Origin of the sequence: Aeromonas sp. Y293-4, assembly GCF_027705905.1 — a bacterium.
Lineage (GTDB): Bacteria > Pseudomonadota > Gammaproteobacteria > Enterobacterales > Aeromonadaceae > Aeromonas > Aeromonas veronii.
Genome location: NZ_JAPDCI010000018.1, coordinates 85,502 through 111,653 on the forward strand (window position 1 = coordinate 85,502; position 26,152 = coordinate 111,653).

A 26,152-nucleotide genomic window follows, 5' to 3' on the forward strand; every position below is an offset into this window, starting at 1 on the left:
TATGTTCGAACAAACCCTGACTTCTGATGCATTGGTAACAACTACTCACAATCACGCTGCCGAGCCGACCCAGCGCCCCCTGCGTGACTCTGTGCAACAGGCCCTGCGTAACTACCTGGCCCAGTTGAACGGTCAGGAAGTGATTGATCTGTACGATATGGTTCTCTCCGAAGTCGAAGCGCCGATGCTGGACGTGATCATGCAGTACACCCGTGGTAACCAGACTCGCGCTGCCGTGATGATGGGTATCAACCGTGGCACCCTGCGCAAGAAGCTCAAGCGTTACGGCATGAACTAAGCCATAACAGCTAAGCTATTGAAAATAAAGGCACCATCATTTTATTGATAGTGCCTTTTTCGTTTTGAACCCACATTTGAACCCACACCTACAAGACTAGTTATCATTGTCGACGACTCAACTCGGACTAGCCTGATGAACAGCGTTGACCACATAACTGTACCTATCCTCCCCATGTTGCCTAATGCAAGAGAGGGCCAATGGCCCTCTCTTGCTATCTATGTTGTTGGTCAGTGCAAACAGCACTGCTTGTACTTCTAGCCGCAGCCAAAGGGACACGGCTCGTTGCGGCCAATCTTGATGGGTACCACCACTGGTGTTCGCTACGTTGTGCCAGAAAGTGGGCATGAAGGATACGAGCAGCAAATCGGGCCTTGGTGGCTTGCTCTTGCAGGTGTTCATTGCTGAGCGCCTCCAGCGACGTAGACATGGTTTCTTAACCATGTGTTCTTTATGGTCTCTGTCATCCGGGGGATGTCGCTCCAATGGATAGGCATCTATATCGGTCTCAGGCACAATGTTCGATTAGATAGACCTGATAATGGGTAGTTCAGCTGATGGCACGAATATTAACCAAAGCGCAATTGAGTAAACTGGAAAGCAAAAGCCAAGCCGAGCTGTTGGCTATCGTGCTTGACCTGGCAACGCATCTTCCCCTCGCAAAAAAGCACCTGATTAACCAGTACCTTACTGCTGAGGATGCCTTATTGGCATTGGCAAAAAAAGAGTATAGCAAGCTCACTCGTCGCCCCCCTTCCTGGGATTATAAGGAGGTGGATGCCTTCTTCGATACCTTGCAAAATCAGTTTATTCCGTTGCTGGCCAAGGGGATCGTCGCCTCTCCAAGGGAGGGAGAACTCTTCGCCCTCGAGTTGCTGGCGAATGCCAGAGCCTTGTATGAAAAGATGGATACATCCAGTGGCAGCTGGGAGGACTACCATCTTGCGCTGGTCGAACAGTGGTTGATGGCGATCGCTGCTCAACGAGAGTCTGTCCCCCCAGAGGTGCTGGCTCGTCGATTACGTGACGGATTGTCAGACATTGATCCATCGATCAGCATTACTTGCCTGTTTGATTACCGTGATGTGCTCGGCTCCCCAGTGATGCGAGCCTTGCGCGATAACTATGCGGCGGCAGGTCTATTGCCAGAGGCGTTGGGGTTGAGCTTTGAGTTGCGTGATATTGCATTCTTTGACTCGGTGCAACAGGCTGGTCTCTTTAGCCACCCCCGTCAGCAGATTGACTATGCCAGACTGCTGACCGACGAATTACGCGCCGATCAAGCCATCGCGGTATTAGAGGCAATGGACTCGGCTCTGTTGCAGCGCCACCGCCAATTGAACCTGTGGCATCAAGTGTTGATCCGGGCCTATCTGGAAGAGGGACGCCGAGCTGACGCTCATGCTCAGGCATTACGCGCGTTTGCTAGCACACGGGCAAACTCGTTTTTTGCGAGTTATTGCCAAAGTGGAGATGAGCCTAGAGAAGTAGCATTAGGCCAGTTTGTTGCCATTGCCGAATCATGGGGGCTACGCGAGGTCTTGTTGCTGTTGGAGGAGGTTGATGCATGGCCACAACTGGCACAACGGCTTGAGCAATGTACAGATGCAGACTTGCAGGAGGATCTCTCACTCCTTGCTGGTTCAACCGTACGAACCTGGTCGAGCCGCCTCTATCAGCAGGGATTTATCGTGGTGGCAGTGCGGCTACGTCGTCAATTGGTGGCCAATGTCGTTAATCAGGGCAAGAGCACCTACTACACGGGGGCAGCCTCGGATCTGAAAAAGAGCCTGGATTATCAGGCGGCCTTAAAGGTAGAACAAGAGGATGGAGAGAGACCTCTCTGTTCGCCACAGGAGTATCTGAATCAGCTTTATCAGCAGCACAAACGCAAGAGCAGCTTTTGGGAGGCGGTTCGTCAAAAGCTACCGGCCATTACCATGTCGGCGAGCGGTGTGCAGTATCAGGCCGAGAATAAATAAGGCGCTAACACCTTTCACTCGGTCAGTCAGCTTGTGCTGGTGTTCCATGCGCCCTTGGCTGTCCAGCGCCTCGATAGCACTCATCTGGATGTCTCATTGCAACGACATCCTTCAAGCTACCCAAAACAAGAGAGAGCCATTGGCTCTCTCTTGTTTTCGAAATAGGTGTTTTCAAAAAATGTGTTTTCGAAAAAAGTGTTATCGAAAGAAGATCTCATCAAAGTCCGGCTCTTCATCCCAGATGGCGTGCTGACGTGCGTCCCAGCGCTCGGCCAGATAGGGTTTGAGGGTTGCAAGGGTGGTGATGGTCGCCAGTTGTCCATGCAACTGCTTGATATCCCGCTGTAGATAGTGCTGATGCTCCTCGAACGCGAGATCGGTCTTCTTCTTCGAGCGCTGTTTAAACTTGTGCAAGATAACCCCTTGCACTCCCTCCGGGCCACTATAAAAGCAGATCTCGAGCTCACGTTTTTTCTGCCAGAGCGCCGGATTGATGGCCACCAGATTCTCTTCACTCAGCAGCTTGTCTGCCTCGGGCAGATGGGTGTGAGCCAGGTGCAACAGAGTAAACATATCCCGCGTTTCCCACGCATGGCTGAGCTCGCCCATCAGGCGGCTCTTCTCTTCACGCTTGACCGGGTCTTGCTCCCGATCCGGGTGCAGCGTCATAGCCAGCTTGCGATAGAGCTGCTTAAGGCTTGAGTTATCGAGCAGTTGCTCAACCCTGGCAACCTCATCCGGATCGGCCATGTCATGATGATCCTGCCAACGTGCGAAAGCCTCGTCATTGGCAAAGGGGTCATCGCCACAGTCCGGCGCGTCGTCGTCCCACTCATGCTCATCACCGCCCTGTTTTTGGGCCTGGGCTTGCATATAGTCGCGCAGCTTCTCGGGATTTCTGACCATCTCGCGCAGCAGCTCGATATCATCGGGGCTCTCGCCAAACGCCTCTTGCAGCATGTCAGTGATAAAATCGCAGCTCGCCTCGAGCTGATCATCATCGAGCTGGCTGACGCTGCCCGCTTGCACCGCCATATAGAGTGACTCCAGATCCAGCTCCCCCCGAAACGGGTTGGATTCAAGATACCCCATCAATTCATCAATCCAGCCATGGAGCATCTCGCGCTGCCACTGGGTAAAACTTTTGCGGGCGGTGAAACCGGCCAGCCGCTGGCAAAGCTGAAAAATCAGCCCACACTGCTCACGCTCCAGAGGCTCAATGTCGCTGACAAAGCGCTGATAGATATCCGCCCCCTCTTGCTCCTGTTTGGCCAGCTTGGCCTGCAGCTTTTCGATGGCCTGCCACTGGCGATGAAAATAGGCAAGGGCCGGACTCTCGTGGCGCGGCTCGGCTTTTTTTCGCTTGGCCGAGGTTTTACTCTTGGTCAGTGACATGAAAACTCCAAATGAAAACGGGATAGTTGGCTACCGTGGCCACGGCAGATTATCAGAGGGGAGGAGATGCGCCTATCCTCGCGGTCTGCTGCCGGAGAAAAGCGCACGAGGTGTACCGAGGTTGTGGCTCCCGAGTCACCCGGGCAGGCACGCAATCGCTAGAGCTGACTGCGCAGTATGTTCACCAGTACAGGTGCGAAGGGCTCCAGCTTGCCTTGTTTGGGCTGGCTCAGATCTTCGATCAGCATTGTCAGCAATTGTGCATCATCTTCCAGCGCCAGTGCCTGCTGATCATCGCCATAGTGGGTCCAAATCAGGCTATCCACCAGCTGTTTGCGCTTGGCAACCAGCACCTTGTTGCTTTGCTCCGTATCACCCAGATTGAGTACCCGGATCGCCTCTTTGGCTCTTTCCGTCAACCCCTCAACCCGACCACTCCATTTAAAGCGCAACTCGGTTTCGCACTCAGGCATCAGCGGGGTCAACGGCAGAGGCTGCGAGCCATGGGCGGCATCGCACTGTTTCGGTGTTTTGCAACTGGCTACCAGATTGCTGAAATCCATGGTGCGCTTAGGGGCGAGATCCCTAGCCTCAACATGCTCGTTCATGGTGTCTTCACTGGTGCCGCTGATGGCTTGGCAACAGTAGGCGCAGAGATGGAATTGCTCAGTAGTGCAAGCCTCCCGGATCTGCTGGCGAATTGCCTGACCCTCTTCATCGTTGGGTAGGTCGTGATATCGAGCATGAGGATTTTGACGTTTGAATGCCGCCAGACTTGCAGGTTCTTGTCCCTTATAAATCTTGCGCACGGCGCAGCTCCTCTTTGCGCAGCAGCAGGCTAGCCTTGGTCAGCTCCAGGTTGTTGGCTGGCAGCTCGGCTCTTAGCGCGGCCAGCAGGGCATTGGCCTTATCAAATTGCCGATCTTGAATTAAATCGAGTAAGTCATTCAGTCGGCTCGCCACCCGCTCATTGCGAATAGCGGTATCCATCACCTCCAGCAGCACCGAGTTGGCATCCTGACCATATTGGGATGGCACTTCAGTCAACTCGCCATTATCGAGCGAATAGACCAGTACATCCTTGCAATCGCTGATCACCAGGGGGGAGTGGGTGGTCAGCACAAACTGACAGTTGGGGAAGGTATCAGTGAGCCGCTGGATGATAGTACGTGCCCACTGGGGATGCAGGTGCATGTCCACCTCGTCGATCAGCACCACCCCATCGCCGTGCAGCGGATTTTCCAGCTCCGGATTCATCATTGCGAGGCGGCGGGCAATATCGCCCACCAGTGCCATCAGGGATTTCTCCCCTTGCGACAGTTGCAACACATTGAGGGTCTGACCCTCCTTGTCGATGGACATATGCAGACGCGGCTTACGGCGGACCTTCAGATTTTTAAATCCGGGCATAAAGTTGGCAATAGCTGTGCGCACCGCCGTCAACTGACGATCTCTGGCTGATGCCTGTGTCTGTTGCAACTTTTGCCAAAGATCAGGACCGAGTAAATCTTGAAGTTCATTAAGAACTTCAGTAGGGATTACCGACTCGTTTTCGCTATCTTCCCGCTCGCGAAACCACTCAAAGAAACGACGAAAATCGACTCCTTGACTCAGCGAATTGTCATAACCATCGAGTTGGCGAAATGAATGTTTCTCTTTGATCTTTAGCGGAATATCCAGCACCACCCGCTCGACTGGGTAGAAGGCGATCAGGGGTAAGCTGACATTTTCCTGCTCTGTCAATCGTGCTCGATACTCATCGGCTAGTTTGCTAGCGTCGGTCAATATGGATTGCTCGTTGCTCTTGCGACCGGCGCGAGTTTTGGTGAGAGACCAGATGTATTCCTTCAGCTGATCGTGTAGTTGAAGAGAGACCACCGCGGTATTGGCGCCATTGAGGATGACCTCTTCCGGGATGGGGCTGCCGCTGCCTTTGTCGCTGCGCAAACGGGCAACAAACCAGCTGAGTGAGGTCGCCAACGATTTGAGTACCGAGGTTTTGCCTGCACCATTGTTGCCAATCAGCACGGTCACATTCGAGTTTGCCCGCTCCGTGGGGGCAAACTCGATGGCAAGACGCTCAAAACGCCCCAGATTTTCGAGGGTGAGTTGTTTGATTTCCATGCTCTATTCCTAATTTTGCTGCCAACACGACCTTATCTCGCCTGCACTTGGCTTACAACCCGTCGAATGTTGCCGCTGACTGCACATCATACGAGCGGGTCAGGCCGTTGCGCGAGGCTTGCGGGGCCCACACTTACCTTTTTTGCCGCTGGCGGTGGCCCGCTCGGTCTGAATGCGGGCCAGCAGGGCGGCGGTTTCTCGTGCGTCCGATTACGCTTCGCTAATCGAACCTACGTCGCGGATGTTTTGGTTGCCCGTTTGCGCGGCTTGGCAGTGGCCCGCTCGGCTTGAATGCGAGCCAACAGGGCGGCGGCGCTATTGTCGCCACTGATCAGGTCCGGGTTGGCTGCGCGCCAGTCGGCGGTCAGCTCGCCACGAAATGCCTTGGCCAGAATGGCCTGGGTCAGGTTATCGACCCGCGCTTTGGCCGTCTTGGCCTGCTGCTCGATGGTATCGGCATAGGCAAAGAGTTGTTCTACGCGACGGACAATTTCGGTTCCTGATTACCCATGACCCTCAGCCAGCTTCAAGAGCCGATATGGCATCGGAGGGCTTGCCATGACTGCATGCCCCAATTCAACCAACATGCTCTTGAGGTCAAAACGATGATTAAACCGGAAGCAGTATTCCGCAAGATGCCTTGGTAAATGCTTCGCTCCGAGCTTATGACAACTGCCCCGCAGCGAGTTCTTCACATTCTGCGTATTCCGGCGAAGTTGAACAGCCATTCCGGCCAACGTGAACACCCTGATCCTTAACGCGCTCACGTCACCCCGTTTCTAACTCGAGTGTTCAGATTGGGTCAACTCACTTCTCCTCTTTCTCATCGATTCTCCCTTCAGTGACAGCCGGTGAGCGTTGTGCATCAGCCGGTCCAGGATCGCATCTGCCAGAGTGTTGTCCCCCAAGCTCGCGTACCACTCTTCCGTTGGCAGCTGACTGACCACGACCGTCGAGTATTTCCCGTACCGATCATCCATGATCTCCAGCAGGGCGTTGCGCTGCTCGGCATTCACCGCTTCCAGTCCACAGTCATCCAGGATCAGCAGCTCTATCCTTGCCAGTTGACCCAGCAGTCTGGCGTAACTGCCATCTACCTTGGCCTGGCTCAGCTCAAGTAGCAGACGCGGCAGCCGGTAGTAACGAGTGCTGTGCCCCTGCTGACAGGCTTGGTAGCCCAGCGCACAGGCTAGGTAGGTTTTTCCGCAGCCACAGGGGCCGGTAATGAGCAGGTTCTGGCCCCGGCGCAGCCACTCTCCTTGGGCCAGGTTTGCCACCTGTGACCGCTCCAGGTTGCGTGCAGACTGGTAGTCCACCTCTTGCACCGTGGCCTGGAGTTTGAGCCTCGCCTGCTTGACCAGCCGAGCTTGTTTACGCTGCTCCCGGCTCAGTTGTTCGTGTTCGACCAGCAGGCTTAGCCGCTCGATGAAGGGCAGCCCTTCGTAGGTACTTGCCTGTTCCAGTTGTTGTTGCACGGCATCCGCCATGCCAGTCAGTTTCAGGTGTCTCAAGCGGGTCAGCGTTTGTTGGGTCATGGGACGTATCCTCTCTAGTGGAAGCTCTGGGGGCCGCGGATGTTCTCGTGCTCTTGCGGCAGTTCTGGATAACTGAGCGGACTTGCGGGCAGTTGGTCGCGGCCACTGGTCAGCACCGGCTTGAGCAGCTTGAGCCGCACCAGTCCTTCCCGGTTGGCCAGCTGGCAACAGGCTTCGACTCGTGATGGCGGATACTCCCGGCTAAGACTCAGCAGTCCCAGGCAGAGTCGGTATGCCTGCTCGGCATGGGCTTTCTCTGCCAGCCGTTCGCTAACCCAGCACAAGGTGCCCGGTCCGATGTCGGCAGCCCACTGCTTAAGACGCCCTGGCGTCCAGCGTTGCTGCTTGCTGTGACGTTCCGGCATGTGCTCAGGGAGTGTGCTCATTCCCGGGATGGTTTTACGCGGATGGCTCGCGACCAGCTGTTGCTGGTGATAAACCTGAAGCAGGGTATCGCCCGCATGGAGCTCCAGTTGCTGACCCACATACTGGTGCGGCACCGAGTAATGGTGCTGCTCATAGCTGACGTGATAGTCGATGTTGACCTTGACCGTTTTGATGGCGACATAGCGATAGGGATGCACCGGTAGTGACCCCAGTGCCGGGCGGTCCAACTGCTCAAACGCCTCGCGTCGGTTACCGGGCAGTTGCTTGAACGGGCGCTCGTTGAGCTCATTTAACAAAGCCCGGATGCACTGGTTGAGCTCGGCAAGCGAGAAGAAGGTCTGATGGCGTAGACGGGCCAGGATCCAGCGCTCGACGATCTGCACACCCACCTCGGCCTTGGCTTTGTCCTTGGGCTTGTAAGGACGAGCTGGCATCACCGCCACCTGATAATGCTCGGCCAACTGCTGGTAGCTGGGGTTGAGCTCGGGATCGTATCGGCAAGCCTTGCTGACACCGCTCTTGAGGTTGTCGGGGATCAGTAGTGCCGGTGTACCACCGAAAAACTCAAAGGCACGGACATGGCTTTGCAGCCAGTCCGGCAGTGACTGGGACCAGGTGGCCTCGGCAAAGGTGTAGTTGGACGCACCGAGCACGGCGACAAAGATCTGGGCCTGACGGACCTCACCCGTAGTCGGCGAGACGATGGGCACCGTGGGCCCGCAGTAGTCGATAAAGAGCTTTTCCCCCGCCTTATGGATCTGGCGCATGGAGCGCTTTTGCAACTGACACCAGGACTTGTAACGGTCACAGAACTGGGAGTAGCTGTAACAGCTATTGGGATAGCGCTGGGTGTACTCCTCCCAGAGCAGCTGTTTGGAGACCCCCTTGCGCTTGACCACCTGATGGACAGAGGGCCAATCCGGTACAACATGGCGGGCCGAGATGGTGGTATCGGCCTGCGGATAGAACAGGGCCGCCAGTTGGCCATCATCAAGCTCGATAGGTAAAGGCCAGGTCAGGCCGAGCGTCTGGGCACTTTTGAGGAGTTTCTGGATGGAGCCAACGCTGACCTTGGTGCAGCAACTTATCTGGCGAACAGAGAGGTCAGCTTCCAGCCGCAGTCGCAGCACTTCACGAATTTTACGCATTGCAATCCTCTTGGCAGACATAGGCTCTTCCCTGGCAAAAGGGAGAGCGTATCAAAGGTTGTTAAATCAATGCGTTAAGGATGATTCTGGTGAATGTGAACAGTGATTCCGGGATGTTGAACACTGTTTCCGGAAAGGAGGTGCAAAGTGTTCAGGTTGAACCGGAATGAGCGTTCACGTTGGTCCGGAAATGGTGTTCACGTTGAACCAGAATCGGTGTTCATGATCGGCCGGAATATGCAAACCCGTTACCATGTTTAGAGCTGATAGCAAATCGGGTTGCGGTTGCACCTTCTTTAAGCTCTGCTGCCGCGACTTGTCGATCTTGAGAAATCATCCTAAAACCTCGTATTGGGGTACCACGTGGGGTACCACATCTAGCAAACGGTAGGCACATTACTGTATCCACTTACCTGGCCACCGGCAGGTCCTCCCAGCGGGTGGTGTAACAGGGGCTCAGGAGCTCTTGTCGCATCATCCACTCAGGCGACCCCGTACCTTGGCTGGCAAAGCCTACTCGCCCCAATCCCTTGGCTTTGATCTGGTCCATCACTGCCATCAGCGCGTCCGATTGAGCGGAGGACGGGGCAAACAGATCTGCCTGTTGTTGCCCCTTGGGGGTGAACTCACTCAGCATGACGCCCCCCTTCTGATAGCGGTAACCGTCGCGCCAAATCTGCGGTAGCAGCACGTTCACTTGCTGCAGCAGCAACCGGGTATCATCGCTAGGGCAGACCAGTCGGACGCCAGCCTGCTCACTGTAGTAAGGAGCTCGTTCGTCAAAGGGGCTGGTTCGCACGAACAGGTGCACCCGTTGGCAACACATCCCCTCGGCCCGCAACTTCTCGGCTGCGCGAGCCATAAAGCCTGACAACGCTTGGGCCATTTCTCCACGGTCAGTCACGCGCTCACCAAAGGAACGGCTCGAGAGGATCTGCTGCTTCGCCGCCGGTTCAACGGTCAGCTCTGCGCAAGGCAGGCCACGCAGCTCCTGTACGATTCGCTCGACCACCACGCCGTATTGGGCGCGTAACCCTTTGGCGTCGCTAGCCACCAGGTCAGCCACGGTGTTGATGCCTTGTGCCACCAACTTGGCCCCCAAGCGCCGTCCTATGCCCCACACCTCGTCCACCGGGGTGATAGCCATCAGCCGGGCACGGCGCAGCTCGTCACGCAAGTCCACGACGCCGCCCGTGGCAGGCCACTTCTTGGCTGCATAGTTGGCCAGCTTGGCGAGGGTCTTGGTGGGGCCGATCCCAACCCCTACCGTTAGGCCGGTCCACTGCCACACTCGCTGCCGGATCTGTTGTCCATAGGCTGTCAGGTCCCCGGCAAACGACTCCGACAGTGACAGGAATGCTTCATCAACGTAAAGGAAAGAAGAACAGCCATGGACATGACTTCAGCTCAGACATTCCGCTACTCAATCTCTGATGTCGGATGTCCATAGAAAGAACCTCTTTTCCAGGAAATTGGGGCTTGAAGTCCATACCTGCGCAATTGCACCCATTTGACCAGTCAATTGCATTGGTACTGACCACCGCGTGCATCCGACTTGGCCAGTGGGCAGCAGAGACGCAACAGGCAGAAACCGGCCAGAAGCAGTCAGTCAATCATGCGTTACAGTGATTTTTTGCAGCTCTTTATAGAGCCGTTAGCTGCTGCCACCAATAATCCATAGGCCTGCCAGTCGTCAGACAGTCTTATTCTCGATCAGACGATTGCCCCGTCGATGACCAGTAGCTCACCGGTGATGGAGCCAGAGTCCGGTCTTCGGATGCAGGACTCCTGGCTTTGCTCACTCAGCGCCGATCCCGGCCATCGGTTCAGTTTGGCCCCAGCCACCGCCCAGAGACCTGAACAGGTCAACCAGCGCAATCTGCCGTTCCGTGCTGATTTGAATTAGTGTGGTCTGGTTGCTAAAGGTGCTGCGCTGGGCGTCAAGATAACGCAGGTAGTCGTCCACGCCGCCCTCGTAACGCGCCTTAGCCAGGGCCATCGCAGCCTCGCTGGAACCGGCCAGAGCCTGGCGGGCAGCCTCCTCGCGGCGCAGGGTGTCGGTGGCGGCCAGGGCATCGGCCACTTCGCGGAAGGCGGTCTGGATGGTGCCTTCGTAGTCGGCCACCGCCGCGTCCTGGCGCACTTCGGCGAGGTCCAGGTTGGCGCGGTTGCGGCCACCGGCGAAGATCGGCAGCGACAGCGTCGGGGCAAAGCTCCAGGCCCGCGAGCCGCCATCGAACAATCCGGACAACTCGGCACTGGAGCTGCCCACCGAACCGGTCAGGCTGATCCGGGGAAAGAACGCGGCGCGAGCTGCACCGATATCGGCATTGCGCGCCTTGAGGCGGTGCTCGCTGGCGAGAATGTCCGGGCGCCGTTCGATCAGTTCCGAGCTGGTGCCGGGGGCGATGTCCTGCAGCACCATCAGGTCGTCGCGGGGCGTCGCGGGCAGCAGGCGAGCGGCATCTGGCGTGCCGAGCAACAGGACCAGGGCGTTGTCCGCCTGGCGTAACTGGCGTTCGGTGCTCTCGCGCTCGGCCCTAGCCTGTTCGGCAAGGCCGACCGCTTCCTGGTAATCCAGGGCGGTGGCGGCCCCCGCTGCACGGCGCTGGCTGACCAGCTCCAGCGAGGCCATGCGGCTGTCCAGGGTTTGTTCGACCAGGGCCATGCGGCGTAGCGCACCATCGCGGGTCAGGTAGGCCTGGATGACCTCGGCAACCAGGCTGATCTGCGTGGCACGGGTCGCCTCCTCGGTCGCCAGGTAGGTCTCCAGCGCGGCCTCGGAGAGGTTGCGCACGCGGCCGAACAGGTCGACTTCGTACTCCGCGAGGCCGAGGCCGACCTGATAGTTGCTGGTCACTTCCGAGCGCCCGGTCTGCGACAGATCGGCAGGCAGGCGCTGGCGGTTGCCGCTGGCATTGGCGTTGATCGAAGGCAGGCGATCAGCACGCTGGATGCGGTACTGGGCACGCGCAGCTTCGATATCCAGCAGCGCCTGGCGCAGGCTGCGGTTGTTGCTCAGCGCCGTATCCACCGCGCGGCGCAAGTCGGCATCGACGATGAAGGTCTGCCAGTCCAGCGCCTGGGCACGGGTGCCCTCCGCGTCGGCGGCTTGCCAGTGCGACGCGACCGGTGCCTGCGGGCGCTCGTAGGTCGGGGCCAGCGAACAACCCGCCAGGGCGGCGATGGCCAGGGGCAGCAGAGCGCGACGGAGCATGAAGTGAGAGGTCATCGCATTACTCCGCTTTATGCAGGGGATGGTTGTCGGTTTGCTGAGGTTTGGTGCGCAGCAGCGACAGCACCCAGACGAAGAAGATCGGCACGAAGATCACCCCGAGCATGGTCGCGCTGAGCATCCCGCCCAGCACCCCGGTGCCCAGTGCGCGCTGGCTCGCAGCGCCGGCGCCAGTGGCGATGGCCAGCGGCACCACGCCGAGCATGAACGCCATGGAGGTCATGATGATCGGGCGGAAACGCAGGCGCGCGGCTTCGACAGCAGCATCGCGCAGCGAGTAGCCGTCTTCCCACAGGTCCTTGGCGAACTCGACGATGAGAATGGCGTTCTTCGCCGCCAGGCCGATCACGGTGATCAGGCCGACCTTGAAGTACACGTCGTTGGGCAGGCCGATAGCAGTCACCGCCAGTACCGCGCCGAGTGCGCCGACCGGCACGATCAGCATCACCGTCAGCGGGATCGCCCAGCTCTCGTAGAGCGCCACCAGCAGCAGGAACACCACGGTGATGGCCAGGGCGAACAGCATCGTCGCCTGCCCGCTGGCGACCCGCTCCTGATACGACAGCCCGGTCCACTCGTAACCGATACCTTCGGGCAGCTCGGCAGCGATGCGCTCCAGTTCGAGCATCGCCTCGCCAGTGCTCACGCCGGGCGCGGCGTCACCGGCAATGCGGATCGACGGGTAACCGTTGTAACGCGCGACCTGCACCGGGCCTTCTTCCCAGCTCGTGGTGACGAAAGCACTCAGCGGTACCAGGCTGCCGCTGTCGTTGGGCACATGCAGGCGCAGGACGCTTTCCGGTGTCATGCGCTCGGCCTGTTCGGCCTGTACCACCACGCGCTGCTGGCGGCCGGCGTTGGCGAAGTCGTTGATCACCGACGAGCCGAACGCAGTGGACAGCGCGCTGCTGATCGCTTCGAAGCTGACTCCCAGCGTGCGCGCCTGCTCACGGTCGATCACCAGGCGCAGCTGCGGCGCCTCGGCCAGACCTTCCATCATGGCGTAGAGGAACTTCGGATTGCCGTTGACCTTGCCCAGCACTTCATCGCGCGCTGCCAACAGGGCATCGCGGCCAAGGCCGGCGCGGTCCTGCAGGCGCAGGGCGAAACCACCCGAGTTGCCCAGGCCTTCGACCGGCGGTGGCGGCACCGCCATGATCGCGCCGTCATCGAGGTTGGCGAAGTGCTGGTTGACCGCAGCCGACTCGGCTTCCGGCGACTGCGAAGAATCTCGCTCGGACCAGTCCTTGAGCAGCGGGAAGGCAATGGCCGCGTTCTCACCCATGCCGGAGAAGCTGAAGCCGAGGACCAGGAAGGACGTCTGCACGGCCTCGCGGGCCATCAGAAACTCTTCCAGCTCCTCACCCGTGGCCGAGGTGCGCTCACGGGTGGCGCCTGGCGGCAACTGGATGTCGACGATCATGTAGCCCTGGTCTTCCACCGGCACGAAGGATTCCGGCAGGCGCAGGTAGAAGAAACCCATCAGCACCACCACGCCCAGGTAGATGAACATCACCCGCCCGGCGCGCGGCACCAGCTTGCCGTTGAGTTTGGTGTAGCGGCCGGTCAGGGCGGTGAACTTGCGGTTGAACCAGCCGAAGAAACCGGTCTTCTCGTGATGGCCTTCGGGGATCGGTTTGAGCAGCGTGGCGCACAGCGCCGGGGTGAAGGTCAGCGCGAGGAAGCCCGAGAACAGGATCGACACCGCCAGCGACAGCGAGAACTGCTGGTAGATCACCCCCACCGAGCCGGCCATGAAGGCCAGCGGCAGGAACACCGCCGACAGCACCAGGGTGATACCGATGATCGCCCCGGACACCTGCCCCATCGCCTTGATGGTCGCCGGCACCGGCGCCAGGCCTTCCTCGGCCATGATCCGCTCGACGTTCTCCACCACCACGATGGCGTCGTCCACCAGGATGCCGATGGCCAGCACCATGCCGAACATGGTCATCATGTTCACCGAGAAGCCAAGCAGGTACATGAAGGTCAGCGTACCGAGCAGACACACCGGCACGACGATGGACGGGATCAGGGTGTAGCGCACGTTCTGCAGGAACAGGAACATCACCAGGAACACCAGCACCATGGCCTCGATGAGGGTCATGATGACCTTGTCGATCGCCACGTCGACGAAGCGCGAGGTGTCGTACGCCACGGAGAACTCGACGTTGTCCGGGAAGTTGGCCGACAGCTCGGTCAGACGCTGCTTGACCGCCTCGGCGGTCTGGATCGCGTTGGCACCGGGCGACAGCTGCACGGCGGCGGCAACGGCGGGCTTGCCGTCCTGGCGCGAGCCGAAGTTGTAGTCCTGGCTGCCGACCTCGATGCGCGCCACGTCGCCCAGGGTCAGGCGCGAGCCGTCCTGGTTGGCACGCAGCACGATGGCGGCGAATTCCTGCGGGTTGTCCAGGGTACCCTTGACCGCCAGGGTCGCCGTCAGCTCCTGCTCGCTGGAACCCGGCGTGCTGCCGAAGGCACCGGCCGGCACCTGCACGTTCTGCGCGCGGATGGCGTTGTTCACGTCATCGATGGATAGGCCGTAGCCGACCAGCTTCTGCGGATCGATCCACACGCGCATGGCCGCCTCGGAGGCGAAGAACTGCAGCTTGCCGACGCCGTTCACGCGACGGATTTCGTTGTTGATGTTGCGCGCGGCGTAATCGGCCAGCGCCGTGACGTTGGCGTCCTTGTCGCCATCGGTGTAGCTCAGCGCATAGATCAGCAGGAAGCCGGCGGTGGCCTGCTCGGTCTGGATGCCGAGCGTCAGCACGGCCTGCGGCATGCGTGCCTCGGCCTTCTTCAGACGGTTCTGCACGTCAACCTGGGCCAGTTCGGGGTCGGTCCCTGGCTGGAAGGTGACGGTGATCTCGGCGATGCCGTTGGCGTTGCTGGTGGACTCGAAGTACAGCAGGTTCTTGGCGCCGTTGAGTTCTTCCTCGATGACGCTGGTCACCGAGTCGGTGAGCTCCTGCGCCGAAGCGCCGGGATAGGTGGCGGTCACGGTGATCTGCGGCGGCGCCACGTTGGGGTACTGCGCCACCGGCAGGAACGGGATGGCCAGCAGGCCACCCAGCGAGATGAACAGGGCGACTACCCAGGCGAAATTGGGGCGCCGGATGAAAAACAGGGACATGAGAGGTTCTCCGGCTTACTGCACCTGGGACTGTGGAGCGGCTTCGGCGGCATCTTGCTCGCGGGGGATGACCTTGGCGCCCGGACGGATAGCCGCCAGCGAGCTGGTGATCACCTTGTCGCCGACCTGCAGGCCCTCGCTGATTTGCCAGCGCGAGCCCTGCATGGCACCGGTGGTGACCTGGCGCGCCTCGACGGTATCGCCCTCCCCCAGCAGCATCACGCTGGCCTGGCCGTCAGCCGAACGCTGCACGGCACGTTGCGGCACCAGGATGGCGTTCTGGTCGAGCCCTTGCGGTGTGCGCACACGCACGTACATACCCGGCAGCAGCACGCCCTCGGGGTTGTCGAACTGGCCTCGCAGGGCGATCTGCCCGGTGCTGCGATCCACCGAGATATCGGTGAACAGCAGCGTGCCCTTGCGCTCGATATCGGTACCGTCGACACGCAGCGACAGCGGCTGGTCGCTCGCACCGGCAACCTTGCCCTCGGCGATTGCCGCGCGCAGGCGCAGGGCATCGGCAGCAGGCTGGGTGAAGTCGGCGTACACCGGATCGAGTTGCTGGATACGTGCCAGCAGCGTGGCTTCGCCCTGGCCTACCAGAGCCCCTTCGGTGACCTGGGCGCGACCGATACGCCCGGCGATGGGGGCGCGAACCTCGGCATAACCCAGGTCCAGGCGGGCAGTTTCGACATTGGCCTGGGCCGAGCGCTTGTCGGCCTGGGCGCTCTGCAGAGCGGCCATGGCGTTGTCGAAATCCTGCTGGCTGACGGCGTCGATCTTCACCAGTGGTTCGTAACGGCGAACCATCGCCTGAGCCTGGAACAGCTGCGCCTCGGCGCGAGCCAGTTCACCTTCCGCCCGCGACAGGGCCGCCTTGAACGGCGCAGGGTCGATCTGGAACAGCACGTCACCGGCCTTCACGTCGGCCCCTTCCTCGAAGGTGCGCTTGAGCACGATCCCCGCCACCCGCGCGCGCACCTCGGCGACACGCACCGGCTCGATGCGCCCTGGTAGCTCGGCGAACACTGTGAAGGGCTCGGTCTTCACGCTGAGCACATCGACTTCACGCGCTGGCGCCTCTTCCCGTTGCTCTTCGGGCTTGTCGCAGCCAACCAGGGTCACGGCGATCAAATAGGAGATCACGGAAAAAGTGATCCATTCGCGGAATTTGTTCATATCTCACCCAAGCGCGAAGCCAGTACGTAGTCGAAGCCGCGCATGATCCACGCAAAAATCAAATAAGTCAATATTGACTCATTTGATTTTGGTGTGAACAAAGCTAGTATCCTCTTTGAGAAAAATGAGTGTTCTAGGCAAAATACCCGCATCTGCCCGCGATAGATAAAGAGTGACCGATGGATTTAACTGCTGCCGATGAGAAATTGCTGAAGGCCCTGGCGATCGCCATCGTTGACCACCCGCGAGCCACGTTCAAAGAAATAGCCCAGGCAGCGGGGGTCAGCAAGGCGACGCTCAACAGGTTTTGCGGCACCCGCGACAACCTGATCGAGATGCTTCTGAATCATGGTTCGGTGGTTATTTATAGGGTCATTGCCGATGCCGATCTTGAGGCGGCGCCCTTGGACGCATTGCATCGTCTGATCGAAGGCCATTTGATTCACAGGGAGTTGTTGGTATTCCTCTCATTCCAGTGGCGCCCGGACACGTTTGATTTAGATGCAGGCGGCTGCCGATGGCTGCCTTACTCGGAAACGCTGGACGAGTTCTTTCTCCGCGGGCAAAAACTGGGCGTATTCCGTATCGATATCGGTGCCCCGGCGCTTACCGAAATCTTCTCCTCCTTGATCTTCGGCCTGGTAGACGCCGAGCGCCGCGGCCGTATCGCACGCGCAGGTATGGCGGCGTTGATCGAGCAATTCTTCCTGAACGGGGCTTGCAACTACCAAACTTAACGGAAAGCAACGCTCAGTTTTTTTTCCAACGGGTTGGCGGTGTCCGTTTTTGGCCGTTCTCTGACGGTCGTGACAGTGACACGCCCTGGTCAAGTTGAACGCAATCCGTGGTCAACGCCAACCCAAATTGGTGGTCAAGAGGAGTGCAATTTCGCACATACCTGAGGACTGCTCACCACATCGCTTGCGTCGGTAGTAGCTTCCGCACTTTCCCCGTCTCTCACCGCTAAACAGCGCTTTCCGGTAGCGGACTTTAGAGCGGCTTGATACTGGCCAGCATGCAGAAATTCTGCCCGTGTAGCGTCACGACCGGACAAGCCACTAGGGTGGCGGTCAGGAAGGCAGGCAAACGGAACACGGCGAAGCACCTCGAAGGCGCTGGCCACTTGCCATCCAACTGGGCGCGGCCTTTAATCGGCGGATCTGGAAAGGAGACGGATATGCCATTGTTGGACGAGATTATTGGGTGGGCCGGCGGACTCAGACCCTGGCAGCAGGAAGCACTGCGCCGGATATTTGCCCGGGCCGAACTAACCCAAGATGACATCGAGACCATTCTGCGAATGGTTCGCGAGCAAGAACGGGAAGACGCAACCACGGGGGGAGCACGGCCATTCACGCTGGACGACGTACCAGGCGCCGGAAGTGGCGCAACCGTGCGGTTGGTGGGTGTCTCGGGGCTAGACCAGGTAAACGGCTTCCCGTCCGGTCGTGCCTTTGACCTCGCACCGGAGGGCATGACCATTTTCTTTGGTCATAACGGCGCCGGCAAATCCGGCTACGCCCGCGTCTTCAAGAATGCCTGCAACGCTCGGCATCGGGTGGAGGTCCTGCCCGACGCTTTTGGGGCGGCAACCCCAGCTAGACTGCCATCAGCAGATTTCGCCATTTTGGTGGATGGCACTCCGGAAACCGCACGTTGGGTCCAGAACGGGCCGGCCCATTTGCATTTGAGTTCGGTCTCGGTCTACGACGCGGCCTGTGCCAATGACTACATCGACGCGGAAGGGACCCCTGCATTTCAGCCCTACGGACTCACTCATCTGACGCGCCTGGTCCTACTTCAGCGTGATTTACAGGCACGGATTGGGACCGAACGCAATGCCTTGGCTCTGGATACCCGGCAATTCGAACCGCTGAAGGGTGACACCGAAGTCGGCCGCTACATCGCCAAATTAGGTGGGGACTCGGACCGCGCCGTGCTTGCTCGATTAGGGACGGTCGGTGACGATGAACTCCGGCGACTGGAGTTTCTGAAGCGGACATTACTGGAAAGCGATCCTGTGCCGCAGGCGCTGGCCTTGGAACGTTTGGCGACACGCTTGGACCAGGCGCAGCGTCGAGCCGAGGAAGTCCAGCGCTGGGTGAATGATCGTGCCATAGCACGGGCAAAGGAACTGATTACAACGGAAAAAACCGCGCATCTCGCCATGCAACTGGCGCAAGCGCGTCTTCAGGATCGAGACACACTGAACGCCATGGAGTTGCCGGTAACGTCCTCACCCACCGCCACGCTGCTGGAAGGCACAGGAGCTGAACTCTGGCAAACGATGTACCGAGCCGCTGAGGCTTTCTCTCAGCAGACGGCATACCCTGAACATCCCTTCCCGCACCTGGAACCGGACGCTTACTGCGTACTCTGCCAGCAACCTTATTCAACGGATGCCTCGGAGCGCATGCGGCGTTTCGCGGCATTTGTCGCCGACAGCGCCACGGCGGATGCGCAAGCCGCCACGCTTGCGCGCATGAACGCTCTAGGGAAGGTGCAGGCTGTCGATCTAAACGTTCTGGATGTGCCAACACGGGCTGACGTGGAGGAGCGACTGCCCGACCTACACGCTGCCATCACCGCAGCGGCATCGGTCTGGACCGCCCGGCATACTTGGGTTAGCCAAGCCCTGCAAACTGGAAACTGGTCCCCCGAGTCAGAACCGCTTCCTATCGAAGCAAACCTCGATAGTCTCTTCGCCGCCAAAGCTGCTTCGCTCCGAGTCGACGCCAATACCCTGCGGACCTCTGCCGATCCCGCTCTACGCTTGGCGCTGACCCAAGAACTGGCAGAGCTAGAAGCCCGACAACGCCTCGCCAACCAGCTTGGCGCGGTGGAGCGCTTTGTTCAGGACAGTCAGGTCCATGCCACATTGAGCCGCTGCCATGCCGCCCTCAACCCAGCGGCAGTGTCACGCAAACTGACGTCCCTGGCGGCGACGCATGTGACCGAGGCTCTGGCCGCTTCTATGAATGCTGAGTTGAAAGCCCTGGGCTATAAGCGACGGGTGCAACCCGACCTGAGCGGGCGCACAGAGCTGGGGGTGACCAAGGTCACGCTGCGCCTGCAGGAAATCACGGCGAAAGCCTCCAAGGTGCTGTCAGAGGGCGAGCAGCGCGCGTTGGGGATGGCTATGTTCCTCGCCGAGCTCGAATCCCTGCCACATACTTCGACCGTTATTTTCGACGATCCGTCTACGTCGCTGGATCACGTATATCGTCGGGCCATAGCTCGGCGTTTGGTAGCGCTGGCTGAGACCCGCCAAGTGCTGGTGTTCACCCATGATGCGGTGTTCCTGACCGAGCTCGCGATGGCGCTTCAGCGCGCTGATCGCTCGGCCAGCTACAAGACCATCGGTTGGGACGAGTCGCCGGGACTAGTGAGCGAGGGGCTGACGTGGACGACGATGGACACCAAGGCCCGCCTGGCCGATCTCGAAAGTCGTGCGAAAGCACTGAACGTTCCGGTCGGCAGCGACCCGGATGATGAGCTTGAGCGGCAAATCGCATCGGGATACTCAAGCCTCCGAGGCACTGTCGAGCGCGCCATACGCGAGGTTTTTTTGAACAATACCGTCCAGCCGTTCAGCGATGTGGTGAGCGTAGAAGCATTTGGTGCTGTCATTGGCCACCCCGCAGAGGAGTGGGAGCAGTTGCTGGCAGTGTATGCGCGGGCCTGCGAAGCTACCGAGGCCCACGACACCCCAGGCGAGCGCCAACTACCGCTTCCCGCGCGTGAGGAGTTGCTCGGCGATATCGCCCAGGTCCTGGAATTAATCAAAAACGCGACTAAACGCCGAACTGCCTACGAGAATCTACGCCGGGAGCGGACCGCGCAACGCAAGAAGCTCTTCGGCGGCTAGCCCGACGTTTCATGCCGGGCTGGTCGGGCATGGCTGTGTTTCTTTCGAATATTGCGAGCTCTCCGTTTCAAAGTTTTTTGTGGCCTCGCGGATCAAGAGGAAGCACATTGGAGGCCGGCAGTTGGCGCTCCAAGTCCGCAATACGGTCGTACAGCTCAAGAATGGTGGCGTCGGCCTCACTGAGTAGGCTGGCTAGGTGGTCACGCTGCTGCGTGATTTCCTCGATCCGTTCTCGAAGTCCACGATTTTTTCTGCGGGCTAATAAGCTGACTTGGCGCACTGATGGCGGACGTTGCTCAGCGTGTCCTTCCACGTACTTTTGGATCTCAGCGATCAGTAGGGGGAAACGAGCTTTTTTCAGTGCAGAGGGGTCGCTGCCGGCCTCCTTGGCAACGTTGTTCTGACTTACGGGCGTCCCCTTCGGCAGTCGTTCGGGCTTGTTGCTCTTCAGCCGCTCGAACGCTGCGCGATACTGCTCGCCGGCACTCATTCGCTTAGCCGGGTCAGCGGATTCATGTTTGCCGGATGACATGGCGATAATTCTCCACACTACGTTTCTGGGCTTCCAACGAAGTCCTTAGCGGACTGTCTACCTCGGCAGCGGCCAGGCGCTCATCCAATACCGCCTCCAACACTTCGACTTCGTCGAGTTGCTCGGGGTCATAGAGAACGTCCGCACATGGTTTGGTTTCTCCGGGGGAGTCGCCCCCTCCGCAGCGAGCGATATTGTCGATGCCCCCATAGGGACAGGGGGTACGGCTCGTGCAGATGCCCAGCAAAATCGGTCGATGAGTGACCGTCCCCTTCTTAGCCAGATTGATCGCTTTCTTAGCATCAGAGGCTGAGATTAGGCGGACAATCTCAGATTTTCGCTTCTCGCCGTGGGGGCTGACGAATCGGTTGCTCGTCAGCTGTTGCAGCTGCCTACCCAAAGTTTCGTACATGGTGCGGACGTAGTAGGTATGGGCCTTCTCTTCCAGCCGTACCCTGGAATGGTTTTGCCCGTAGTAGAGACTCATCGCTCTGGCGACGTGCTTTAGCTGAAACTGCAATGAAGCGTCGCTGACCAGCCCGGATGCCTGCATATTCACTGCGCCGGTTCGTCGGAGTTGATGCCAGGCCAACGGCCAGATTTTGCCGACCGCAAACTCGTCGGTCAGCGTCGGCGTCACCAACCGAGCCAATTCGAAATCTTCCGGCGTAATGCGCAATTGCTCACGGTCGAACAGCTTGTCGAACCACTGAAGCACATGGGCATAGCTCGGAATCGATGGCCGAATCGTGCGGTTGATCTTGGTGAACTTCGTTCCCCACGGTTCAAGGCAATAATCAAGCAGATAGCGCTTGGCCGGATCATCCGGCACCGAGGCCTCGCCGGGGGGAGAGTCGCATTCTGCGCGGAGGTCTGCGACCACACGCATGGCTTCAACTGCCACCTGAGCTGACGGGGACGTCACCCAAAGTGCCTCAGAATCCGACATCGTCTTGGTCGTTCGTCCGCACAATACATGGATGTCGCCAAACTGCGGATCACGTTCTATGTGCAAGCAATCGGCGCGCAGGTTCCAAGCCTCTTCGACTCGCATGAGGCTGAAGTTCAGCAGATAGCACAGTCCAGATCGACTCACGAGGTTGAGGTAGCGACTCAGAGTTTGAATGCGAATTTCGTCGTCGCTCACTCCCAGCCAGCGACGAAATAGTTCCACCATGCCAAACCGATGCGCGGTGTCGATGAATGGGCCGTAGTACTGCCGCCCAGTCCACTTTCCGTTTGATCCATCCGACGGCCACTGAAACGGATAGAACGATTGTGGCCTGCGTTGTCCTTGGAGACTGGCAGAGTTGTGCCGATAGGCAGCCAGACAGAAGCGGAAGCACTCCTCGACTTGGCCTCGATGCGCCAAAAAGTCATCCAGGCATTCGCGCAAGCGTGTGATTTGATAGTGCCAAATGCGGGGCGGGATATAGGGGGTCTGGAGCTTCTGGTGGTCGGGCATGGCCGCTGCGAGGCGTGCCAACCCTGCGCGATCCAACAAGGTGAACCCCAGCGCATCCCGCCGCTCGTACAGTTCGTGCAGCAATGCCAAGAACTCACCGGACCGGGAAGCCTGGAGCACCTCCGGGAGACGGTTGGCAACGCGCGGAAAATGACTCAGTTCGGATGCGAGAATGCCTTCTTGAGTGCACAAGACGAACAGCCGACGCATCTGGTCGAAGCGCGTTTTCAGGCCTCGGTATCCACGGGCTCCATTGGGGCCGTATAGCCACCAGCCGATTACGGTCCGCAATAAATCGGCGTTCGCAGGATCGATCGCGGCGACATATTTCTTAGCTGGGCCATCGCCGAAATTGAGAGTGAGCCGTTTTCCCGCCCATGGGTCGAGCCGCCAAATGGCATCGCCCCAACGGCTCACCACCTGGCCAGCGGCATCTATGATGACCGGCCAATCACGCTGCGGTGGCCAGCACGGCGGACGGTAGTTCGGCGCATCAGGAATCGCTAGGGGCGAGTCGATGCCGAGGCCAAGTTCGGAAAGAATATTTTTCGTCATGCTGATCTTTGTCGCAGTTCTGCCAATCGGATGAAGCCATCCCAGGCCGGGTGGTAGTCACCTTCACTTATGCGCGCTCTGGCTTCTTCGACCCAAAGCCTGCGGACCTCGCTACTTTCTTCGAAGAAGCGCAGTTTGGCCGTCAGCCGATCGATCACCAGCAGGGCCGGATGCTCTGTCGTCAGGTGCTTACCCGAACTGGATGGGCGGTAGCGTGCCAGTTCAAGCGATTTGAGGTGGCGCAAGCTACCGAGAGACCACACATGATCCTCACTTTCGATATCCCGGTGCTGGGTACAGAACAGGCAACCGGCAGCATTGATGCAGTCGGGTCGCGGACCATTCTTCGGCATCGTGCCCACTGGTTCAGGTGTGGCCGATACACATCTACCAGGAGCAGGAGGTGAAAGGGACGGATCGGTTTGCTGATGGAAGCGCGTAATTTCCACCATAGCGATCTGCGGATGGGGGTCGGCATATACGCGTATCAGCGTTTGCACCGTATGCTGGGCCAACTCCGCAACCTGTTGGGGATTCTGGGACTCCCGAAGCAACCAGTTGATGCGCGTCCCGCGCAGTTTTCGCGGTCTCACTATCGGTATGCCAAGCTCGCGGCAGATGCGCGTAACGTTCGTGAACTGCGTCGCCTCTTCTAGGATTCGTCCCCCGCTACGTATAAGCGGAAAGAGCAAACCATCCGGCTCATTGGGAAACCATTCGGAACGCCATTCGAGATAGCGCTCGAACCACTCTCGATAACTGGCAAAGATCTCGAATAGCACTTCTCCTTCCCGTCGATTTTTGTAGGTACGTACCTGGTAGCCGTCTATGTGGCTGGTGTAATGAAACTGCTCAACCCGCAGGGTATGTGCTTGCTGGAGGTTCAGACCGGTCTGGGCGATGAACATCAGCAATTCACTCTCGATCCGTAAATTGACGATGGGGAAACGGGTCCGCAGTGTCCGATCTGCATCGTGGGCGGCACGCGCCGCCAGGGATGCTTCGATTTGCGCTTGGTTTTGCGGCCTGGTACGGCGGGCCGCTACTTTCTCGGGGCTCTGCAATCCCGACCATAGTTCCAGCACTTGGCCGGTGCGTAACGAAATACAAACTGGGAGGGGGGCCATTGTCCCCCTCCAGGTCAATGCCTCGCATACGTCAGCTAGAAGGTGTCCGAATGCGAAGGTGTTTTGCAGATTCTGCTTGTCCGCTTTGCTCGTATGTACCTTGCCTTTGCCGCGCGGCTTGCGAATACGTGTGCTCTTGCTCAGGCTTGCTTGGCGGTCCAATGCTCGGTCCAGCATCGTCGCCGTGAGCCTGGTGAGATCGTACAGGGACCCATCGCTGAAATTGCGTTCGACTCGATGACGCTGGAGCAAGTGATCGGTCCAACGAATGAACGTGTCGGCCGCCGTCTCGAGACTGAGATTCACGTTTTCTGAATCGATCCAGGCAAAGAATCGGCGCAATGCACTGATCTTGTTCTGCACCGAGAAGCGACTTCCGCCACCAGCAAGGTCGTCAGTCATGTGCTCATGCAGCTGCGTCACCAGCTCGAAACGTTCCGGCAAGGGACTGCCGAGTTCGCCCTGCGCGATCTGGCGGCCCACATGCTTCACCTTTGCTGCTGCACCTCCGCGAAACAGCAGCGGCCGGAGGTCCCAGGGCGTTTCAGTGGCCCCATACTCAAGCATCGGGAAAGTGAGGTCGAATTCGGAACTATCCATCGTGCCGCGCCCCAGCGCCGATCCCGCTAAATGCCGCCATGAAGCTATTTGAGAGGGCTTGTTTGATCGGCAGTGCCTGTACGAATCGGATGTATTTGAAGGTGGTGGCTTCAGAGTTAGGCCCATGGAGCAACGCGTCGCTGACCGTCGCAATTACAATAGCGACATCGGCACAAGCCGATAGCGCCAGACGTGCCAATTCGGTACCGAAGGTGCAGCGCGACTGATGGAAGCGGAATTTACGGAGCACCTGTAGTTCTGCTTTGACGCCCCGTTTTCGAAACTCGGACATCTCAACATTCACAGCAGATGACTGATCGGTGCCGCGCCTGCCATAGGCGTTACCAAAGCGGGTCAAGAACAGCAAATCACGATTCTCGGGCGAGGCTTTCGCCTCTCGTTCCATCCTCCGCCAGCCTTTGGCATATTCCAGCAATTCATCACGCAACGCTTCGGGTATCCAGACCTGGCCAGTCACACCGAATTTCGTGTGCACTGGCGGAGCTGCGCCTGGACCAACTGCAAGGCGTAGAAGCCCTTCAGCGGAAGGGTCGGGGGCGGCGCGCTCCAGAGACTGAATCTTGAGATCACAGATGCTGCCGAGCCGCATCCCGGTAAAAAATCCAAGGGCCAACATGAGGTAGAGCTCGGGCGTGGCGTTCTCTGCGGCGAAATCCAGAATTGCATCGCGATCGGTCTCCGAGACTGGCAACAGCCCATCTTCAAGCGTTTGGCCTGGGCGCTTACGGTTCGGGATGCTGAGGTCGGTGGTGGTTCCGCTGATCGTTCGCTCGAACCCCACCCGGTCGAAGTATTTAACGACGTAGGGTTTTTCCCGCCACAGCTGGACGTGTGGAGAAAGAAGCTCCCTATGCCTTACCCACCGATAGAACATGATGCAATTGCGCATGTACTCAGACGCCGTGGATGGGCCGATCTGGCCGGCATCGCGCATCTTGATCAACGCCCCTCGGTATAGCACCAGGCAGCGGTCAGCTTTGCGAGCGGGAAACTCGAACCACTGCAAATCACGAGATTCAAGAAATTTAGCGTAATTGAGAAGGCCATTCATGTTACTGGCAACGGTCTTAAGAGAAGCGTCACCAGTCGTTGCTCGCTCCACTGCCCACAGGTTTGCCTCCCTCCAAGGTGCATAGTCTGCCCAAAAGATTTGGGGCAAGCCCTCAATGGATGGCCGGCTGCTACTGGGGGAGTATGCGACGGCGTTCTCTCTGCGCACGAGGTAATGGGGCACGAAATGAATGCGCTCTAGCGTCGCCATTCAACGCCCCTGGGACGCTTAACAATGTCCATAGATAGAACTCAATAGCTTAGGCGTCCGCACTATACAACTTACTCTTATCGATGGAGTAGACCTCCAGCTCGGGGGCCATGGTCTCCAACGTGCTCATCACCCTGCCAGACATGTCTCCATAGAGCGCGTAGTTGGAGCTGAACGCCACACCGCCATGCGCCTCGAACTGCTCGCGGATCTTGAAGTAGGGCCCAGCCATCTTGATACCCATCGCCTTGGCTTCGGGGCTGCGCGACACCACGCATCCATCGTTGTTGGAGAGCACCACGAT

Annotated in this window: 17 protein-coding genes and 3 pseudogenes; 5 read left to right on the forward strand and 15 right to left on the reverse strand. The window is 58.8% G+C overall.

What is annotated here, in order from left to right:
- Position 1 precedes the first annotated feature (1 nt).
- A complete protein-coding gene (gene fis, locus OKC31_RS17995; protein ID WP_005309538.1) occupies positions 2 to 298 on the forward strand; it encodes a DNA-binding transcriptional regulator Fis in 297 nt (98 codons plus the stop codon).
- Between the two features lie 557 nt (positions 299 to 855).
- Positions 856 to 2,280, forward strand: coding sequence for a hypothetical protein (locus tag OKC31_RS18000; RefSeq protein ID WP_042649080.1), 1,425 nt, complete (start codon positions 856 to 858; stop codon positions 2,278 to 2,280).
- Between the two features lie 198 nt (positions 2,281 to 2,478).
- Here OKC31_RS18000 and OKC31_RS18005 read toward each other — a convergent pair whose 3' ends face one another.
- The 3 genes from OKC31_RS18005 to OKC31_RS18015 all read right to left on the reverse strand — a co-directional run bounded on the left by OKC31_RS18005 (position 2,479) and on the right by OKC31_RS18015 (position 5,799).
- Complete coding sequence (locus OKC31_RS18005; RefSeq protein ID WP_042649079.1) at positions 2,479 to 3,675, reverse strand: J domain-containing protein; 1,197 nt, start codon at positions 3,673 to 3,675, stop codon at positions 2,479 to 2,481.
- 158 nt (positions 3,676 to 3,833) lie between these two features.
- Positions 3,834 to 4,484 carry a hypothetical protein gene (locus OKC31_RS18010; protein WP_042649078.1) on the reverse strand — a complete coding sequence of 217 codons (651 nt, stop codon included), beginning with the start codon at positions 4,482 to 4,484 and terminating at the stop codon, positions 3,834 to 3,836.
- Positions 4,468 to 5,799, reverse strand: a complete 1,332-nt coding sequence (locus tag OKC31_RS18015; RefSeq protein ID WP_201973401.1) for an AAA family ATPase — start codon at positions 5,797 to 5,799, stop codon at positions 4,468 to 4,470. Before OKC31_RS18015 ends, OKC31_RS18010 begins: the two co-directional genes overlap by 17 nt.
- 287 nt (positions 5,800 to 6,086) lie before the next feature.
- Between OKC31_RS18015 and OKC31_RS18020 the strand changes: the two genes are divergently transcribed.
- Positions 6,087 to 6,302 carry a hypothetical protein gene (locus OKC31_RS18020; RefSeq protein ID WP_042649076.1) on the forward strand — a complete coding sequence of 72 codons (216 nt, stop codon included), beginning with the start codon at positions 6,087 to 6,089 and terminating at the stop codon, positions 6,300 to 6,302.
- On the opposite strand, the pseudogene OKC31_RS18025 reads toward OKC31_RS18020, so the two are convergent.
- The 7 genes and pseudogenes from OKC31_RS18025 to OKC31_RS18060 form a co-directional block, all read right to left on the reverse strand.
- Positions 6,303 to 6,497: pseudogene (locus OKC31_RS18025) on the reverse strand (IS1595 family transposase); the annotation flags it as partial. It abuts the gene before it with no gap.
- Positions 6,498 to 6,578: 81 nt separating this feature from the next.
- Positions 6,579 to 7,334, reverse strand: coding sequence for an IS21-like element ISAs29 family helper ATPase IstB (gene istB / locus OKC31_RS18030; protein WP_270657354.1), 756 nt, complete (start codon positions 7,332 to 7,334; stop codon positions 6,579 to 6,581).
- A gap of 14 nt (positions 7,335 to 7,348) precedes the next feature.
- Positions 7,349 to 8,890, reverse strand: a complete 1,542-nt coding sequence (istA, locus tag OKC31_RS18035) for an IS21 family transposase (protein WP_270657355.1) — start codon at positions 8,888 to 8,890, stop codon at positions 7,349 to 7,351.
- Between the two features lie 388 nt (positions 8,891 to 9,278).
- Positions 9,279 to 10,238, reverse strand: a pseudogene (locus tag OKC31_RS18040) (DinB/UmuC family translesion DNA polymerase); the annotation flags it as partial.
- A 429-nt stretch (positions 10,239 to 10,667) separates the two neighbouring features.
- On the reverse strand, positions 10,668 to 12,101 hold the full coding sequence (locus tag OKC31_RS18050) for a multidrug efflux transporter outer membrane subunit TOprJ2 (RefSeq protein ID WP_088903432.1): 1,434 nt from the start codon (positions 12,099 to 12,101) through the stop codon (positions 10,668 to 10,670).
- A gap of 4 nt (positions 12,102 to 12,105) precedes the next feature.
- A complete protein-coding gene (gene tmexD, locus OKC31_RS18055) occupies positions 12,106 to 15,240 on the reverse strand; it encodes a multidrug efflux RND transporter permease subunit TMexD (protein WP_101618153.1) in 3,135 nt (1,044 codons plus the stop codon).
- A gap of 15 nt (positions 15,241 to 15,255) precedes the next feature.
- Positions 15,256 to 16,419 carry a multidrug efflux RND transporter periplasmic adaptor subunit TMexC2 gene (locus tag OKC31_RS18060; protein ID WP_088903431.1) on the reverse strand — a complete coding sequence of 388 codons (1,164 nt, stop codon included), beginning with the start codon at positions 16,417 to 16,419 and terminating at the stop codon, positions 15,256 to 15,258.
- 179 nt (positions 16,420 to 16,598) lie between these two features.
- Between OKC31_RS18060 and OKC31_RS18065 the strand changes: the two genes are divergently transcribed.
- Together OKC31_RS18065 and OKC31_RS18070 are read left to right on the forward strand one after the other, a co-directional pair.
- The gene (locus OKC31_RS18065; protein ID WP_090519109.1) at positions 16,599 to 17,156 is read left to right on the forward strand and encodes a TetR/AcrR family transcriptional regulator; all 558 of its coding nucleotides are present in this window, start codon (positions 16,599 to 16,601) and stop codon (positions 17,154 to 17,156) included.
- A gap of 440 nt (positions 17,157 to 17,596) precedes the next feature.
- Positions 17,597 to 20,287: an AAA family ATPase gene (locus OKC31_RS18070; RefSeq protein ID WP_058131653.1), complete on the forward strand. Its 2,691-nt coding sequence runs from the start codon at positions 17,597 to 17,599 to the stop codon at positions 20,285 to 20,287.
- A gap of 67 nt (positions 20,288 to 20,354) precedes the next feature.
- Here OKC31_RS18070 and OKC31_RS18075 read toward each other — a convergent pair whose 3' ends face one another.
- From OKC31_RS18075 to OKC31_RS18095, 5 genes and pseudogenes are all read right to left on the reverse strand, one after another.
- Positions 20,355 to 20,819: a hypothetical protein gene (locus OKC31_RS18075; RefSeq protein ID WP_023443007.1), complete on the reverse strand. Its 465-nt coding sequence runs from the start codon at positions 20,817 to 20,819 to the stop codon at positions 20,355 to 20,357.
- Positions 20,800 to 22,839, reverse strand: coding sequence for a hypothetical protein (locus tag OKC31_RS18080; RefSeq protein WP_270657356.1), 2,040 nt, complete (start codon positions 22,837 to 22,839; stop codon positions 20,800 to 20,802). Before OKC31_RS18080 ends, OKC31_RS18075 begins: the two co-directional genes overlap by 20 nt.
- On the reverse strand, positions 22,836 to 24,566 hold the full coding sequence (locus tag OKC31_RS18085; protein WP_034039553.1) for a site-specific integrase: 1,731 nt from the start codon (positions 24,564 to 24,566) through the stop codon (positions 22,836 to 22,838). The genes OKC31_RS18080 and OKC31_RS18085 overlap by 4 nt, the downstream gene beginning before the upstream one ends.
- A complete protein-coding gene (locus OKC31_RS18090; protein ID WP_226632504.1) occupies positions 24,559 to 25,638 on the reverse strand; it encodes a site-specific integrase in 1,080 nt (359 codons plus the stop codon). The genes OKC31_RS18085 and OKC31_RS18090 overlap by 8 nt, the downstream gene beginning before the upstream one ends.
- A 277-nt stretch (positions 25,639 to 25,915) precedes the next feature.
- Positions 25,916 to 26,152, reverse strand: a pseudogene (locus tag OKC31_RS18095) (Y-family DNA polymerase); the annotation flags it as partial.

Bases quoted from the DNA above. Each gene is read 5' to 3' on its own strand.
- OKC31_RS18090 (WP_226632504.1), bottom strand. From the start codon at position 25,638: ATGAATGGCCTTCTCAATTACGCTAAATTTCTTGAATCTCGTGATTTG.
- OKC31_RS18075 (WP_023443007.1), bottom strand. From the start codon at position 20,819: ATGTCATCCGGCAAACATGAATCCGCTGACCCGGCTAAGCGAATGAGT.
- OKC31_RS18080 (WP_270657356.1), bottom strand. From the start codon at position 22,839: ATGACGAAAAATATTCTTTCCGAACTTGGCCTCGGCATCGACTCGCCC.
- OKC31_RS18000 (WP_042649080.1), top strand. From the start codon at position 856: ATGGCACGAATATTAACCAAAGCGCAATTGAGTAAACTGGAAAGCAAA.
- istA (WP_270657355.1), bottom strand. From the start codon at position 8,890: ATGTCTGCCAAGAGGATTGCAATGCGTAAAATTCGTGAAGTGCTGCGA.
- tmexD (WP_101618153.1), bottom strand. From the start codon at position 15,240: ATGTCCCTGTTTTTCATCCGGCGCCCCAATTTCGCCTGGGTAGTCGCC.
- istB (WP_270657354.1), bottom strand. From the start codon at position 7,334: ATGACCCAACAAACGCTGACCCGCTTGAGACACCTGAAACTGACTGGC.
- fis (WP_005309538.1), top strand. From the start codon at position 2: ATGTTCGAACAAACCCTGACTTCTGATGCATTGGTAACAACTACTCAC.
- OKC31_RS18070 (WP_058131653.1), top strand. From the start codon at position 17,597: ATGCCATTGTTGGACGAGATTATTGGGTGGGCCGGCGGACTCAGACCC.
- OKC31_RS18065 (WP_090519109.1), top strand. From the start codon at position 16,599: ATGGATTTAACTGCTGCCGATGAGAAATTGCTGAAGGCCCTGGCGATC.
- OKC31_RS18050 (WP_088903432.1), bottom strand. From the start codon at position 12,101: ATGACCTCTCACTTCATGCTCCGTCGCGCTCTGCTGCCCCTGGCCATC.
- OKC31_RS18015 (WP_201973401.1), bottom strand. From the start codon at position 5,799: ATGGAAATCAAACAACTCACCCTCGAAAATCTGGGGCGTTTTGAGCGT.
- OKC31_RS18060 (WP_088903431.1), bottom strand. From the start codon at position 16,419: ATGAACAAATTCCGCGAATGGATCACTTTTTCCGTGATCTCCTATTTG.
- OKC31_RS18005 (WP_042649079.1), bottom strand. From the start codon at position 3,675: ATGTCACTGACCAAGAGTAAAACCTCGGCCAAGCGAAAAAAAGCCGAG.
- OKC31_RS18085 (WP_034039553.1), bottom strand. From the start codon at position 24,566: ATGGATAGTTCCGAATTCGACCTCACTTTCCCGATGCTTGAGTATGGG.